This window comes from Xanthomonas sp. MLO165 (assembly GCF_018831305.1).
Classification (GTDB): Bacteria; Pseudomonadota; Gammaproteobacteria; order Xanthomonadales; family Xanthomonadaceae; genus Xanthomonas; species Xanthomonas arboricola.
This window is the reverse complement of the sequence record NZ_CP029263.1, coordinates 2,877,655-2,892,223: the sequence shown is the minus strand read 5'-3', so window position 1 is coordinate 2,892,223 and position 14,569 is coordinate 2,877,655. Positions and strand designations below refer to the sequence as shown.

At 67.5% G+C, this 14,569-nt stretch carries 13 protein-coding genes; 9 read left to right on the top strand and 4 right to left on the bottom strand.

Features of this window, described 5'->3' with window-relative positions; all coding sequences use genetic code 11:
- Nucleotides 1–2: 2 nt before the first annotated feature.
- The 9 genes from DGN21_RS12140 to DGN21_RS12100 all read left to right on the top strand — a co-directional run bounded on the left by DGN21_RS12140 (nt 3) and on the right by DGN21_RS12100 (nt 8,393).
- Nucleotides 3–797 (top strand): WecB/TagA/CpsF family glycosyltransferase, encoded by a 795-nt coding sequence (locus tag DGN21_RS12140; protein WP_104576018.1) that lies wholly within the window; start codon nt 3–5, stop codon nt 795–797.
- Nucleotides 798–832: 35 nt separating this feature from the next.
- Nucleotides 833–1,294 carry a cupin domain-containing protein gene (locus DGN21_RS12135; protein WP_126965999.1) on the top strand — a complete coding sequence of 154 codons (462 nt, stop codon included), beginning with the start codon at nt 833–835 and terminating at the stop codon, nt 1,292–1,294.
- A 92-nt stretch (nt 1,295–1,386) separates the two neighbouring features.
- Nucleotides 1,387–2,406: a TraB/GumN family protein gene (locus tag DGN21_RS12130; protein ID WP_160954471.1), complete on the top strand. Its 1,020-nt coding sequence runs from the start codon at nt 1,387–1,389 to the stop codon at nt 2,404–2,406.
- 135 nt (nt 2,407–2,541) lie between these two features.
- Nucleotides 2,542–3,573: a 3-oxoacyl-[acyl-carrier-protein] synthase III C-terminal domain-containing protein gene (locus DGN21_RS12125; protein WP_160954472.1), complete on the top strand. Its 1,032-nt coding sequence runs from the start codon at nt 2,542–2,544 to the stop codon at nt 3,571–3,573.
- 35 nt (nt 3,574–3,608) lie between these two features.
- Nucleotides 3,609–4,457 (top strand): MBL fold metallo-hydrolase, encoded by an 849-nt coding sequence (locus DGN21_RS12120; RefSeq protein WP_065031736.1) that lies wholly within the window; start codon nt 3,609–3,611, stop codon nt 4,455–4,457.
- On the top strand, nt 4,454–5,413 hold the full coding sequence (locus DGN21_RS12115) for an NAD(P)-dependent oxidoreductase (protein WP_126966001.1): 960 nt from the start codon (nt 4,454–4,456) through the stop codon (nt 5,411–5,413). The genes DGN21_RS12120 and DGN21_RS12115 overlap by 4 nt, the downstream gene beginning before the upstream one ends.
- Nucleotides 5,404–6,558: a glycosyltransferase gene (locus DGN21_RS12110; RefSeq protein ID WP_160954473.1), complete on the top strand. Its 1,155-nt coding sequence runs from the start codon at nt 5,404–5,406 to the stop codon at nt 6,556–6,558. Before DGN21_RS12115 ends, DGN21_RS12110 begins: the two co-directional genes overlap by 10 nt.
- Entirely contained in the window at nt 6,536–7,147 is a 612-nt protein-coding gene (locus tag DGN21_RS12105; protein ID WP_160954474.1) for a hypothetical protein, read from the top strand. Before DGN21_RS12110 ends, DGN21_RS12105 begins: the two co-directional genes overlap by 23 nt.
- Nucleotides 7,137–8,393, top strand: coding sequence for a glycosyltransferase (locus DGN21_RS12100; RefSeq protein ID WP_215824931.1), 1,257 nt, complete (start codon nt 7,137–7,139; stop codon nt 8,391–8,393). Before DGN21_RS12105 ends, DGN21_RS12100 begins: the two co-directional genes overlap by 11 nt.
- A gap of 136 nt (nt 8,394–8,529) precedes the next feature.
- Here DGN21_RS12100 and dxs read toward each other — a convergent pair whose 3' ends face one another.
- From dxs to DGN21_RS12080, 4 genes are all read right to left on the bottom strand, one after another.
- Nucleotides 8,530–10,446 (bottom strand): 1-deoxy-D-xylulose-5-phosphate synthase, encoded by a 1,917-nt coding sequence (dxs, locus tag DGN21_RS12095; protein WP_160954491.1) that lies wholly within the window; start codon nt 10,444–10,446, stop codon nt 8,530–8,532.
- A gap of 368 nt (nt 10,447–10,814) precedes the next feature.
- Nucleotides 10,815–11,471 (bottom strand): HNH endonuclease, encoded by a 657-nt coding sequence (locus DGN21_RS12090; protein WP_039815122.1) that lies wholly within the window; start codon nt 11,469–11,471, stop codon nt 10,815–10,817.
- Between the two features lie 749 nt (nt 11,472–12,220).
- Nucleotides 12,221–14,014: an acyl-CoA dehydrogenase C-terminal domain-containing protein gene (locus DGN21_RS12085; protein ID WP_215824930.1), complete on the bottom strand. Its 1,794-nt coding sequence runs from the start codon at nt 14,012–14,014 to the stop codon at nt 12,221–12,223.
- A gap of 37 nt (nt 14,015–14,051) precedes the next feature.
- Nucleotides 14,052–14,528, bottom strand: a complete 477-nt coding sequence (locus DGN21_RS12080) for an LEA type 2 family protein (protein WP_039522095.1) — start codon at nt 14,526–14,528, stop codon at nt 14,052–14,054.
- Nucleotides 14,529–14,569: the final 41 nt, after the last annotated feature.

The window sequence follows — 14,569 nt, the reverse complement described above, 5'->3', positions numbered from 1 at the left end:
CGATGATGCAGGGCCGGCAGGTGGATACGGAGACGACAGCAACCGCCAACACGGGAATGCCGCAGGGCGTGGTGATTCCGCTTGGCGGATTTCCGGTGCTCTCCACCACGCAGGAAGCGTTTGCACTGGAGTTGTTTCACGCATTGGCCGCCCGGCAACCACGCCGGGTGTTTTTCGCCAACACCAACTTCATCGTGCAATGCCAGGCACTGCGTCTGCGGATGCGCGAGCCCAGCGTGCGCATCGTCAATGACGGCATCGGCATGGATCTGGCAGCACGCCTGATCCATGGCCGCCGCTTTGCCGGCAACCTCAATGGCACCGACCTGATTCCGTATCTGTGTCGCGAGGCCGCGCAGCCGCTCAAGTTCTTCCTGCTCGGCGGTCGTCCGGGCGTGGGCAAGACCGCTGCCGCGACCTTGACTGGAACCCTGGGCCAGCAGGTGGTCGGCATGTGCGACGGCTACGGCGAATTTGCCGCCGCCGGCGAGGGCCTGGCCGAGCGCATCAATCGCTCGGGCGCCGATGTGCTGCTGGTGGCCTTCGGCAACCCGCTGCAGGAGCGTTGGATCCTGGATCACAGCCACGCCTTGAACGTGCCGCTGGTGTTCGGGGTCGGCGCGTTGCTGGATTTCCTGTCCGGCACCGCCAAGCGTGCGCCGGATTGGGTACGGCGCCTGCATATGGAATGGATGTACCGGCTGCTCAACGAGCCGCGTCGTCTGCTCAAGCGCTATAGCTGGGATCTGCTGGTGTTCTTCCGCACCTGTCTGCGTGCGGGCAAGCACCTGCCGTGATGCATGCGCGGCGTTGGCTGGCTTAGCATGTAGGCATGCATCCGACCGCCGCCAGCTTGATCCATTCGCTCGAACTCGCCCCGCATCCCGAGGGCGGGCATTTCCGTCGCGTGTATGCGTCCGTGCGCCAGGTGAGCGAGGGCGGTCAACCGCGCCCGGCGTTGACCGCCATCCGCTTCCTGCTCGCTGCCGGCGAATGCAGCGCCTGGCATCGCGTCGATGCGGAAGAAAGCTGGCATTGGCAGCAGGGCGATGCGCTGGAGTTGTCGATCTACGACGAGGCCAGCGGACAGCTGCAACGCCTGATCCTGGATGCCGCCGAGCGCGGCGAGCCGATGCACGTGGTGCCGGCAGGGTGCTGGCAGGCGGCGCGGTCGCTTGGCGATTTCACCCTGGTGGGCTGCACGGTCTCGCCGGGATTCATCTGGGAAGGATTCGCGCTGCTCGACGGCGGCTCGCCACTGGCTGCGCACCTGGCCAGCCTGGATCCACGCTGAGCCATCCGCGGCTGCGGCGGCGAACATTTCCCTAACGCGGCCATGGCCGGCTTGGCGTAGTGTCCGCGTTCTCACACAGGGGGCGAGACGTGATGCAAGGCCAGCGGGCGGGGTGGGGCATGGGAATGATGCTGGTGGCGTTGCTGGCGTCGGCCAGCGATGGCACGCCGCCGCAGCCAGCCGCGCCATCGCCGCCGGCCGTGGTCGATCTGGAAGCGATGGTGGTGCGCGGCGTGCAGCCCGGCCCAGGCCTGTGGAAGGTCAGCAAGGGCGATCATGTGCTGTGGATCCTGGGCACCGTGTCGCCGCTGCCGAAGCGGCTGCAGTGGCAGTCGGCCGAGGTGGAGACGATCATCGGTCAGTCGCAGCAGGTGCTGATGGCCCCAACCGTCCAGATCGATGCGGACATGGGGTTTTTCGGCAAACTGACCCTGTTGCCCTCGGCGATGAAGGCGATGAAGAACGAGGACGGCCGCGAACTGCGCGAGCTGCTGCCGGCCGATCTGTATGCGCGCTGGTCGGTTGCCAAGGCACGCTATCTCGGCAGCGACCGTGGGGTGGAGCGCAAGCGCCCGATGCTTGCCGCCGGCGAGTTGTATCAGGCGGCGATCAAACGCTCCGGCCTGGCGCGCTCGCCGGTGATCTGGTCGGTGGTGGAGCGTGCCGCCAAGCGCGCCGGGATCAAGCCGACCCCCACCGCGCTGGATTACAAGATCGCCGACCCGCGGCAGGCCATCAAGGAGTTCCGTGCCGGCGGCATGGACGATACCGCGTGCTTCCGCAGCATCCTGGTCACCGTCGAGCGCGACCTGCCCACGATGGTCGAGCGCGCCAACGCCTGGTCGGTGGGCGACATCGAGGCACTGCGCCAGTTGCCACGCGAGGATCCCCAGGCCGCCTGCATGAGCGCCATGGCCAGTTCCGGCGCCGCCAGGAAGCGCGGCATCGACGATCTGGAACGGCGCATGCGCGAGCACTGGCTGAGCATCGCCACCACCGCGCTGCAACGCAATCGCAGCACCTTCGCGGTGCTGCCGATCAGCCGGCTGACCGCAGCCGATGGCTATCTGGCGCGGTTGCAGGCACTGGGATATGCGGTGGAAGCGCCTTGACACGTCGGCACGACTGCCCGGCGGTTGTGGTCTGGAACGAGGTGGCGATCGACTGACCGATCGCCGTCCTCGCAGGCAGGCGATACGCATGGCGCACTCCGGCGATCGATCGGCTCGGCCCACGCCAGCCACGGTATGCTGCGCGCCTTGTCCAACGAGACCTCCGTGTTGAACGCATTGCCGCTGCGCATTCTGGGCACCGGGCGCCATGTCCCCGCCACGGAGGTGACCTCGCAACAGCTGGATCAACGCTGGCAGCTGCCGGCAGGTACCACCTTCGCGCGCTCGGGAGTGGCCACGCGCCATTACGTGGGCGAGGGCGAGACGGCTTCGTCGATGGGTGCGGCGGCGGCGACCCAGGCGCTGGCAAGCGCGGGCATCGACCCCGGTCAGGTCGATTGCCTGATCTCGGCCTGCAGCGTCATGGAGCAGCCAATTCCCTGCCAGGCGGTGCTGATCCAGCGCGCGCTCGGGCTGGGCGATTCGGGCATTCCGGCCTTCGACGTCAATGCGACCTGCCTGAGCTTTCTGGTGGCGCTGGACATGGCCGCGAATGCGTTGGCGCTCGGGCGCTACCGATGCGTGTTGATCGTTTCCAGCGAGGTGGCATCGGGCGGGCTGGATGCATCGACGCCGGCCACCGCCGGCTTGTTTGGCGATGGCGCGGCCGCGGTGGTCGTGGGGCGCAGCGCCGCCGATGACGGCTCGGCACTGCTGTCCAGCCGCCTGTCCAGTTACGGCGATGGCGCGGAGCTGTGCCGCATTCGCGGCGGCGGCACCCGCTATCCGCGCGGCGAAGAACAGTCGCCCGAAGCCTTGCGCAGCTTCAGCATGGATGGGCGCGGCGCCTACCGGTTCGCCGCGCGCCATCTGCCTGCATTCTGGGAATGGTTGCTGGGCGAGGCCGGCACCACCACGGCAGCGTTGCGCTGCCTGGTCCCGCACCAGGCCTCCGGGGGCGGCCTGGATCATGTGGTGCAGGCGCTGGGGCTGCGCCCCGATCAGGTGATTCGCATCCTGCAGGCCACCGGCAACCAGGTCGCCGCCTCGCTGCCGCATGCCTTGCATCACGCCCGGATCGAACAACGCATGCAGCGTGGCGATCTGGTTGCGCTGCTCGGCACCGGTGCCGGGCTGGCAATCGGCGGCATGGTGTTGCGGTACTAGGGCGTGTGCGCATGTTCCGACCAGGTCGCGCCCTGATGCCGCCGCGCGTGTCGCTCGAGTTGCTGCGCATCGGCCACTGCCGCCACTGCGAGCGCATGGTGCGTGCGGACGGCCACTGGCATGCGGTGGAATTTCCCGCGTTGAGCGTGCTGATCCGGCATCCGCAGCGCGGCGCGCTGTTGTACGACACCGGGTATGCGGAGCATTTTTTCCGCGCGACCGATCCCTGGCCCGAGCGCCTGTATCGCTGGACCACGCCGGTGCACCTGCCCGCGCACGAAACGCTGGGCGCACAGCTGGCACGCCGTGGCGTGCAGCTGGAGGAGATCGCCTGGTGCCTGATTTCGCACTTCCATGCCGATCATGTCGGCGGTCTGCGCGATCTGCCCAACGCGCGCTTCCTGTGCCTGCGTGCCGACTATCAACAGCTGCGCAGTTGTTCGCGCCTCGGCGGACTGCGGCGTGCCTTGTTGCCGCAGCTGCTCCCCGAGGATTTCGATCGGCGCCTGCAGTTTGCCGAGCAGGCGCCGTTGCGTGCGTTGACCGGCGCCTGGCAAGGGCTGGGCGCGGCCTACGATCTGTTCGAGGACGGCAGCGTGCTGGCCGTGCCGTTGCCCGGGCACGTGCCCGGGCAGATGGGCCTGTGGTTGCGCGATCAACACGACCGCGAGGTATTGCTGTGCGCCGACGCGGTGTGGTCGTCGGCGACCTGGTCTGCGCTGCAGTGGCCTGCCTGGCCCACACGTTTGTTGATGCACGATTGGCGCGCGTTCCGGCGCACCGTGCAGCAGCTGCACGCGCTGTCGCATGCACACCCGGAGTTGACCATCCTGCCGTCGCATTGCCAACCCAGCCTTGACCGTTATCAACCGGAGTGGCGATGAGCCTGCGTATTCTCGTGACCGGTGCATCCGGCTTTGTCGGTGGGTCCTTCCTGCGACGTTTCCAGGGGCAGCCGGGTGTGGAGATCCACGGCATCGGGCGCCGCGCCAGCGATCTGCCCAACTACCATCGCATCGATCTGAGCCAGCCGTTCTCGTTGCAGTGGCAGCCGGATGTGGTGATCCACGCTGCGGCATTGGCCTCGCCGTGGGGCACGCGTGCGCAGTTCCAGTTGCACAACGTCCAGGCCACCGCCAACGTCATCGACTTCTGCAAGCGCCATGGCTGCCCGCGTCTGCTGTATGTGTCGTCCAGTTCGGTGTTCTATCGCGAGGAGCATCAATACGACCTCAGCGAGGACAGCCCGATCGGGCCGGCGTTCGTCAACACCTACGCGCAGACCAAATACCTTGGCGAAACGCTGCTGCAGCAGTATCCGGGCGACAAATCCGTGCTGCGCCCGCGTGCGGTGTTCGGGCCGGGAGACACGGTGCTGTTCCCGCGCGTGATCGCCGCTGCGCGCAAGGGGGCGCTGCCACGCTTCGTCGGCCAGACGCAGCCGGTGATCGGCGACCTGATCTACATCGATACGCTGTGCGATTACCTCTATCGCGCTGCGACCGCGCCGCAGTTGCAGCCGGCCTACAACCTCACCAATGCGCAGCCGGTGGATCTGCAGCAGTTGCTGCTGGACCTGCTCACGCGCCTGCAGCTGCCGCTGCCGCAACGCGAGGTGCGCATCGCCACCGCACTGCGCATGGCCAGCGTGGTGGAAGCGGCGTATCGCGTGCTGCGCCTGCGCGGCGAGCCGCCGATCACGCGCTTCGGCGTGGGCGCGTTTGCCTATTCCAAGACCTTCGACCCACGACGCACGCTCGCCGATCTCGGGCCGCCCAGCGTCAGTCTGGAGCAAGGCATCGAGGCATTCGTGCGTTGGCAGGCGGCGCAGTGGGCGTAGTCGTTCCGATAGTGGCAATTGCCTACCTGGCGGTGCTGATGGTCAAGACGGCTGCAGTGCTGTGGGTGCTGCGTGGTGCACGCGCACTGTCAGCGGGGGGCGCCAGCGCAACCCCGGCCGAGGTGGCGATCCTGCAGCCGGTGCTGGGGGGCGATGCGCATTTGCAGCAGGTGCTTGCGGCCAACCTGCAAGCACTGCCGGACGCGCAGTTTGTCTGGTTGCTGGATGCAGACGACATCCCGGGAAACAGCGTTGCCGATGCCTTGGTCGCGCTGCATCCGCATGCACGCATCCAGCGCATGCGGGTGCCGGCCGCGCCAGCCGGCATCAACCCCAAGGCCTGGAAGCTCGAGCACGCGCTGGCGCATGTGCGCGCGCCGATCAGCCTGATCCTCGACGACGATGCACAGCTGAGCGCCAGCGCGCTCGTGCGCCTGCTGCAGGATCTGACCGACGCCGATATGGTCACCGCGCTGCCGTACTACCAGGACAGCACCACGCTGCCAGGCCGGCTGTTGTCGCAGTTCGTCAACAACAACGCGGCGCTGACCTATCTGGGCTGGCTGCCGTTCGCCGCGCCGCTGACCATCAACGGCATGTGCTATGCCGCGCGTACCGAGCAGCTGCGTGCCTGGGGCGGGTTTGCTGCGCTACTGCAGCAGCTCACCGACGATCTGGCCGTTGCCACCTTGGTGCGTGAGCGCGGCGGGCGACTCCGCCAATCTGTCGCACCGGTGGCGATGCGCACCGCGATGCCGGATCTGGCCAGCTACGCACGCCAGATGCATCGATGGATGCTGTTCGCGTTGATCCTGCTGCGTCGGCAGAGCGTGGGCGTGCGTTCGGCGATCGGCGTGCTGCAGGGGCTGCCGCCGTTGCTGCTGCTGGCCTTGCTGGCCTGTGCCTGCGTGCAGGCGAGCTGGCCGGCGCTGGCCTGGGTGCTGGGCACCGTGCTGCTGCGTGCGCTGCTGCTGTGCCTGGTGCAATGGCGGGTGAGCGGTGCGGTTCGCCACCGTCCGCTGCTGTCGGTCGTTGCGGAGTGCCTGCAGCTGCTGCATCTGCTGCATGCGGCGCTGGTGCGCACGATCCGCTGGCGCACCCGGCGTTATCGCGTGTTGCCGGATGGGCGTTTCCGTGCGGACTGACGGCGCCAGCCTGCAGATCGCTTTCCTCACCGGGCAAAGCGATCCGGAGAGTTGCGCATTGAGCATGCAACAGCAGCATTTTCTGCAGCAGCTGCAAGGCCCGGGCCGGCGGCTGATCGACTGTAATTATCCGTATCGCTCCGCTAGTCCAACTTACCGGCACATGCCGCTGTGGCGTGCCAGCGTGTCCAACGCGCGCCAGTATCTGGCCGCGCGCGCCGCACGCGTTGCCGATGCAGATCGCATGCGCGTGGTGGCGCTGCTGGAGCAGGCGCCGACGACGGTACTGCTGGCCGGCAGTTGTGGCCTGCAGCTGCTGACAGCCTTACGGCTGCCGCAGGCGCTGCGCACGCGTCTTGCGGTGTTCGCCTATGGCCCGGTGTGCAATGCGCCTGCCGCGTTCGGGCAGTTGCGCGTGGTCCAGGGCAGCGGCGACTGGATCTCGCGTGCGCTGTTCGCCGGTGCGCCCGATCTGACGCCTGCCTGCGGGCATCTGCACTATCTGCGCGATGCGGCAGTGCTGGCCGAGTGCCAGGCCTTCATCGCGCAGGTCGAGCAGGCAGTGCAGGGGAGGGAACATGCGCATTGATCTGATTGCGCCGCCGTATAGCGGGCATCTGCATCCGATCCTGGCGATCGCCCGGCAGCTGGCGCCACATCACGATGTCCAGGTCATCAGCACGCCGGCGGCACTGGCGCGCATCCGTGCATGCGGACTGAGCGCGGTCAGCGTGCTGGATGCACAAGCCGACCGGCAGTTGCTCGATATCGCCAATCCACCGCATGCGGTAGGCCACAATCCCTTGCGGCTGCGCCGACAGTTGCACAGCGCGCTTGGCCTGATGGCGCGGGTGGGCGATGCGGTACGGCAGCGCTGGCGCGAGCGGAGGCCGGACCTGGTGATCGCCGATTTCACCCTGCCCAGCGCGGGGTTGGCGGCGCAGGCGATGGGCATCGCCTGGTGGACCAGCATGCCGTCGCCATGCGTGATCGAAACCGGCGACGGGCCTCCGGCGTATTTCGGCGGCCTGCTTCCGCCATCCACGGCAGCGCAGCGGATCTGGCAGGCGATGGCGCGGCGGCTGACGCGCGGCTTCAAACGGAGCCTGCACCTGTGCTACCGCCGTCAGATGCGCGCATCCGGATTGCCGGCGATCTATCGCAGCGATCGCAGCGAGGCGGTGTATTCGCCGCACTGCATCCTGGCCCTGGGGCTGCCGTCGTTCGAGTTGGCGCGGCGCTGGCCGGCGGCGGTGCGCTTCGTCGGGCCGCAGCTGTGCACGCCGCCCGCGGCGGTTGCGCCGCCGCAGTTCGTCCCCGGTCGTCGGCATGTGCTGGTGACGCTAGGCACGCATCTGCAATGGGTCAAGCAGCGGATGGACCAGGTGCTGCGTGCGGTGGCGCTGCAGTTTCCACAGGTGATCTTCCACTTCAGCGATGGCGATACCGCCGCGCCGCCAGCGCAGACGCACGGCAACTACCAGCGCCTGCCGTACGTGGACTACGCGCAGCAGCTGCATCGCTACGAGCTGGTGGTCCACCATGGCGGTGCCGGCATCCTGTATGCCTGCCTGGCCGCGGGCTTGCCGTCGATCGTCTACCCGCTGGATTACGATCAGTTCGACCATGCCGCGCGTCTGCACAGCGCAGGTGCGTCGTGGTGGCTGCGCGAGCTGGACGGCCTGCCTGCGCTGTTGCGCGAGGCACTCGCTGCCACCGAGCTGCCAGTAGGCGTGCGCAGATTGCAGACGGAGCTGTACGGCATCGATGCGCAGGCGCGCATCCTGCGGCTGGTGGAGGCGTTTGCGCGTACCGGGGCGGTGCCGCAGGTCTAGTGCGTCATCGCGCGGGATCGCTCGTGTTGCGGGTCATTACATCGGCGTCAGCACGCGGCATCCGTCATTGCCGACACAGGCAGGCGGTTTTGCACCCGCCTGCCGCAACTGCCGCCGTGTGTGACCCGCGCAGGCCTCAGCCTGCAGCGGCATTCAACGCGGGCGGCTTGCCTGCCATCAGCTGCGGCCAGCGCTTGAGCACCGCAGCGCGGATGCCGGCCTGGTCGATGCCGGCCTCGGCCAGCAGGTCTTCGCGGCTGGCGTGATGCTGGAAGCTGTCCGGCAGGCCCAGGTGCAGCATCGGCATGGTGACCGCTTCTGCGTTGAGCAACTCGGCCACGCCCGAGCCGGCGCCGCCGGCAACGACGTTGTCTTCGATGGTGACGAAGCCTTCGTGGCTCTTGGCCAGCTCCAGCAGCATGGCTTTATCGAGCGGTTTGACAAAGCGCATGTTGACCACGGTCAGACCGAGTTCGCGGCCGACCGCTTCTGCGGCATCGACGCTGGCGCCGAAACCCAGCAGGGCGATGCGTGTGCCGCTGTGACGCAGCTGCGCCTTGCCGATCGGCAGGCTGGTGAGCGATGCATCGAGTGCGCTGCCCGGGCCGGTGCCGCGCGGGTAACGCACTGCCGCCGGGCCTTCGTAATGCACGCCGGTGGTGAGCATCTGACGGCATTCGGCCTCGTCGGCCGGCGCCATCACCACCATGTGCGGGACGCAGCGCAGGAAGCTCAGGTCCAGGTTGCCGGCATGGGTGGCGCCATCCGGGCCGACCACGCCGCCGCGGTCGATCGCGAACAGCACGTCGAGCTTCTGCACCGCCACGTCGTGCACCAGCTGGTCGTAGCCGCGCTGCAGGAAGGTGGAGTAGATCGCCACCACCGGTTTGGCGCCCTGGGTGGCCATGCCGGCGGCCAGCGTCACCGCGTGTTGCTCGGCGATCGCCACGTCGAAATAGCGCTGCGGATATTCCTTGCTGAAACGCACCAGGCCCGAGCCCTCGCGCATCGCCGGGGTGATCACCAGCAGCCTGGGTTCGGCCGCGGCCATGTCGCAGACCCAGTCGCTGAAGACATCGGTATAGGTCGGCTTCTTGGCGCCGGCCTTGGCGACCAGGCCCTTGCTCGGATCGAACGGGCCCACGGCGTGGTAACCGATCTGGTCGCCTTCGGCCAGTTCGTAGCCCTTGCCCTTGGTGGTGATCACGTGCAGCAGCTGCGGGCCCTTGAGCGTCTTCAGGGTCTTCAGCGCGCCGACCAGGCCGGGCAGGTCGTGGCCGTCGATCGGGCCGGTGTAGTGGAAGCCCATTTCCTCGAACAGCGTGGACGGCACGAACATGCCCTTCCAGTGTTCTTCCCAGCGCCGCACGAAGCGCGCGGTGGGGTTGTTCTTCTTGTCGCCGAGGATCTTCTTGCCGCCCTCGCGGATGGCGTTGAGGGTGCGGCTGCCGCTGGCACGCCCCAGCATCTTGGTCAACCCGCCGACCGCTTCGGAGATCGACATGCGGTTGTCGTTGAGGATCACCAGCAGGTTCGGCTCCGGGTCCATACCGCCGGCGTGGTTGAGCGCCTCGTAGACCATGCCGGCGGTCATCGCGCCGTCGCCGATCACCGCCACCACCTTGCGCTCGTCGCCGCTGCGCTGCGCGGCGATCGCCATGCCCAGCGCGGCCGAGATCGAAGTCGAGGAATGCCCGACGCCGAAGGTGTCGTAGACGCTCTCTTCGCGCTTGGGGAACGGCGCCACGCCGTCCTTTTGCTTGACCGTGTGGATCTGGTCGCGACGGCCGGTGAGGATCTTGTGCGGATAGGTCTGATGGCCCACATCCCACACCAGCTGATCGACCGGGGTCTGATACAGGTAGTGCAGGGCGACGGTGAGCTCGATCACGCCCAGTCCGGCCGCGAAATGCCCGCCGCTCTTGCCCACCGATTCGATGAGGTAGGCGCGCAGCTCTTCGGCGATCGCGGTCAGATCGGCCTCGTCGAAAGTGCGCAGATCGTCGGGGGTCTGGATGCGGGACAGGCGCGGATAGCGGGTGGAGTCGATCATCATCGTGTCAATGTTCTGAAGCCGTATTGTCCTCCCCATGCGAAGGCCCGGCAAGCAAACCGGTTCAGCTGTCAGCGGGAAGTGATGGCCGAGCGCGCTGGCAGCGCAGGCGGGCGCGCCGGGTTTCCAGGGCTGCGGCAATCTGCCGCACCTGGGTCAGCGGCCTGGGGATAGGTCAGGGTTGCCTGGCCGTCGTATGGCTCGCGGATGAAGCCGGTGCACAGGGGATAACGGGTACGAGGCCATGCGAGGCAATGCGCCGTCGTGGGCCGATCGCTCGATACTGTCGACGATGCCTTTCTCTCGATCGGCCATTGCCAACGGTCGTATTTGGCGCTTGCAACATCACGCCGCGCCGGTATGGCGGACTACAGCGACAGTTTCGAGCGCTTGGGCAATTGCGCGCGCAGGAACGCCATCTGGTCGGAGAGGATGTTGCGGTTGGACAGGATCAGATGTTCGATCCAGCTCGGCCGGTACGGCACGGCCAGCAACGGCATATGCGCCTGCTGTGGCGTCCGGTTGGCCTTGCGCGAGTTGCACTGGAAGCAGGCGGTGACCACGTTTTCCCAGCTGTCGCGGCCGCCCTTGGAGACCGGCATGACGTGATCGCGGGTCAGCTGCGGGCGACTGAAGTGCTGGCCGCAATACATGCACAGCTGCGCGTCGCGCGCGAACAGGGCGGTGTTGCTGAGGGTCGGCGTCGGGTCCAGCGCACGCGAACGCGCGTGCCCGCGTGCGGCGATGATGGGATGCAGTTCCAGCACGCTGCGCTCGCCGGTCAGGCGCGAGATGCCGCCATGGATCTGCATGCAGGGCTCGCCCAGCGTCCAGGACACCGCATCGCGTGCGTAAAGACAGGCGGCGTCCTGCCAATTGATCCAGTCCAGCACGCGGCCATGCGCATCGAGCGACAGCAGGCGCAAGGTGGGAAGTTGCTGGATTGCAGCGACAGCGCTGCCCGCGACCGGAGCAGAAGAGCCTCCGGGGAAGATCACATCACCTGCGTGCGTGTCTGTCTCCATCGGGAAAACAGCTTATACCCGATCGTTGACAGTTTGTGTATCGCAGCGAACGGCTTTGATGCGCGTCTTGCAATCATCGGACGGCACGTCTCCGCGCAGACGCCCCGGCCGCCACGCTGCGCAACCATGTTCTGACGCCTTGCAGGCCTTGCTTAGCCGTGTAGGAGCGCACCCGGGCGCGACGTCCTGCCGGTCGGTACTGCCTCGTCGCGGCCAGGTCCGCTCCTACGACCGCGGCGGAATCCTGCGGTGTTGCCGTAGGCGCGCACCCGGGCGCGACGTCTTGCCGATCGGTACTGCCTCGTCGCGGCCAGGTCCGCTGCTACGAAGGCGGCGGAAATCCTGCGGTGTTGCCGTAGGAGCGCACCCGGGCGCGAGGTCTTGCCGATCGGTACTGCCTCGTCGCGGCCAGGTCCGCTCCTACGACGGCGGCGGAATCCTGCGGTGTTGCCGTAGGCGCGCACCTGGGCGCGACGTCTCGCCGATCGGTAGTGCCTCGTCGCGGCCAGGTCCGCTCCTACGACGGCGGCGGAATCCTGGGATGTTGCCGTAGGCGCGCACCCGGGCGCGAGGTCTTGCCGATCGGTACTGCCTCGTCGCGGCCAGGTCCGCTCCTACGACGGCGGCGGAATTCTGCGGTGTTGCCGTAGGCGCGCACCCGGGCGCGACGTCTTGCCGAGCGGCACCACCTCGTCGCGGCCAGGTCCGCTGCTACGACCGCGGCAGCCCACCGCGACGATGACGCTTGCTCAGGCTTCGCCGAACAATTCCGCTTCCAGCGTCATCAACGGCGCTGCGCCGCTGCGGATGGTGGCGGCATGGGTGAGCGTGCGCGGCAACACGCGTGCGAAGTAGAAGCGGGCGGTTTCGCGCTTGGCGCGCTTGAACTCCTCGCTGTGCGCGGACGCATCGGCAGCGGCCACGCTGCGCGCCCACCAGTACGCCAGCACCACGTAGCCGGAATAGAACAGGTAGTCGTAGCTGGCGGCGCCGAGTTCGTCCGGGTTGCGGGCGGCGCGATCGAGCACGTCGCGGGTCAGCATCGCCCACTCGCTGCACTTGTCGCGCAGCGGCTTGATGAACTCGGCCAGCGCGGCATTGCCTTCCTGCGCATTGGCGAAGGTTTCCACATCGGCCAGGAACAGCTTGAGTCCCGCCGCCTGGCTGGCAGCGGTCTTGCGGCCGATCAGATCCAGCGCCTGGATGCCGGTGGTGCCTTCGTAGATGGTGGTGATGCGCGCGTCGCGGGCCAGCTGCTCCATACCGTATTCGCGGATATAGCCGTGGCCGCCGAAGCACTGCAGCGCGTGGTAGGTGTTCTCGATCGACCACTCGGTCTGGCAGGCCTTGGAGATTGGGGTGAGGAAGCTCACCAGGGTCTCGGCATCGGCGCGTTCCTGCTCGGAGGTGCCGCGGTGGGCCACATCGACCAGGCTGGCCGCGTGCAGCGCCAGCAGGCGGCTGCCTTCGGTCAGCGACTTGATGGTCAGCAGCATGCGGCGCACGTCCGGGTGCACGATGATCGGGTCGGCCGGCTTGTCGGGGAATTTGGCACCGCTGAGCGCGCGCGACTGCAGGCGCTCGCGGGTGTAGCGCAGCGCGTTCTGATACGCACGCTCGGACAGGCCGATGCCCTGCAGACCCACACTCAGGCGCGCGGTATTCATCATCGTAAACATGGCCTGCAGGCCCTTGTGCGGCTGGCCGACCAGATAGCCTTGCGCGCCTTCGAAGTTCATCACGCAGGTCACCGAGCCCTTGATGCCCATCTTGTGCTCGATCGAGCCGCAGTGCAGCGCATTACGTTCGCCCACGTTGCCGTCGCGGTCCACCTTGAACTTGGGGGTGACGAACAGCGAGATGCCCTTGGCGCCGGCCGGTGCGTCCGGCAACTTGGCCAGCACCAGATGCACGATGTTGTCGGTGAGGTCGTGCTCGCCGGCGGTGATGAAGATCTTGGTGCCGGTGATGGCATAGCTGCCGTCGGCGTTGGGCTCGGCGCGGGTCTTGAGCAGGCCCAGGTCGGTGCCGCAATGTGGCTCGGTCAGGCACATGGTGCCGGTCCAGCGGCCGTCGATCAGTGGCTTGAGGAAGACATCCTGCTGCCAGGTTTCGCCGTGCTGGCGCAGCGCTTCCATCGCGCCGTGCGACAGCAGCGGGAAGTTGCCCCAGGCCAGGTTGGCGGCGTTGATCATTTCGCTCAACGGTACGCCCAGCGTGTGCGGCATGCCCTGGCCACCGAACTGCGTCTCGGCGGTGAGCCCGTTCCAGCCGCCTTCCACGAACTGGTCGTAGGCCGCACGGAAGCCTGGCGGGGTGGTCACCGCGTGGGTGCTCTTGTCGAAGGCACAGCCGATTTCGTCGCCGATGCTGTTGAGCGGCGCCAGCACCTGCGCGGTGAAGCGGCCGGCTTCCTCGAGCACGGCGTCGATGATGTCGGTGCTGGCGTCGGCATAGCCGAGCCGGGCGAACAGGGCCTGCGAGCCGAGCACGTCGTGCAGGGCGAAGCGGAAATCGGTCAGCGGGGCGGTGTAGCTGCTCATGCGGAATCCTTCAAACGAGTGCGGGAAGGCGTGCGCGTCAGCGCAGCACGCCGTTGAGGCCGGGGGCCGGGCTGAGCGTGTTACGTGATTCGACGCTGAAATCGCGCTGCTTCTTATCCTGCGGCGTCGCCCACACCGTGCCCTTGAGCGAGTAAGGCAGCGAGCGGCCGCCGGCGAGCACATCGGCCACGGTGAGGCGGCCCAGCGAGGTCGGCTGCACGCTGACGGTCACCACGTCGGCAGTTTCCGGGCCGATCGAGATACCGACGCTCTGGTCGAGCTTGCCGGCCAGCTGATCGCCGGCGGAAATCTCCAGCGCCACGCGCTCGAACTGCATCGGGATGCTGCTGTAGTTCTGCAGCCGCAGATCGACCGACCAGGAGCCGTCGGCACGCACGGTCAGTTGCTGGATGCTGGCGGCTGGCTCGGACACGCGGCGGACCGCACCGCCGCAGGCGCTCAGCAGCAGGCCGCAGGCCAGCGACACGATCAGGAGACGGTAGGCACGACGCATGTACTGAGGTCCTTGGCGGGTGTAAGGCGGCGCCAAGAATA

What these genes read in the sequence shown, in the direction of transcription:
- DGN21_RS12140 (WP_104576018.1), top strand. Translation starts at nt 3, where the DNA reads ATGATGCAGGGCCGGCAGGTGGATACGGAGACGACAGCAACCGCCAAC.
- DGN21_RS12125 (WP_160954472.1), top strand. Translation starts at nt 2,542, where the DNA reads ATGCTGCGCGCCTTGTCCAACGAGACCTCCGTGTTGAACGCATTGCCG.
- DGN21_RS12135 (WP_126965999.1), top strand. Translation starts at nt 833, where the DNA reads ATGCATCCGACCGCCGCCAGCTTGATCCATTCGCTCGAACTCGCCCCG.
- DGN21_RS12100 (WP_215824931.1), top strand. Translation starts at nt 7,137, where the DNA reads ATGCGCATTGATCTGATTGCGCCGCCGTATAGCGGGCATCTGCATCCG.
- DGN21_RS12085 (WP_215824930.1), bottom strand. Translation starts at nt 14,014, where the DNA reads ATGAGCAGCTACACCGCCCCGCTGACCGATTTCCGCTTCGCCCTGCAC.
- DGN21_RS12105 (WP_160954474.1), top strand. Translation starts at nt 6,536, where the DNA reads ATGGGCGTTTCCGTGCGGACTGACGGCGCCAGCCTGCAGATCGCTTTC.
- DGN21_RS12130 (WP_160954471.1), top strand. Translation starts at nt 1,387, where the DNA reads ATGCAAGGCCAGCGGGCGGGGTGGGGCATGGGAATGATGCTGGTGGCG.
- DGN21_RS12115 (WP_126966001.1), top strand. Translation starts at nt 4,454, where the DNA reads ATGAGCCTGCGTATTCTCGTGACCGGTGCATCCGGCTTTGTCGGTGGG.
- dxs (WP_160954491.1), bottom strand. Translation starts at nt 10,446, where the DNA reads ATGATCGACTCCACCCGCTATCCGCGCCTGTCCCGCATCCAGACCCCC.
- DGN21_RS12080 (WP_039522095.1), bottom strand. Translation starts at nt 14,528, where the DNA reads ATGCGTCGTGCCTACCGTCTCCTGATCGTGTCGCTGGCCTGCGGCCTG.
- DGN21_RS12120 (WP_065031736.1), top strand. Translation starts at nt 3,609, where the DNA reads ATGCCGCCGCGCGTGTCGCTCGAGTTGCTGCGCATCGGCCACTGCCGC.
- DGN21_RS12090 (WP_039815122.1), bottom strand. Translation starts at nt 11,471, where the DNA reads ATGGAGACAGACACGCACGCAGGTGATGTGATCTTCCCCGGAGGCTCT.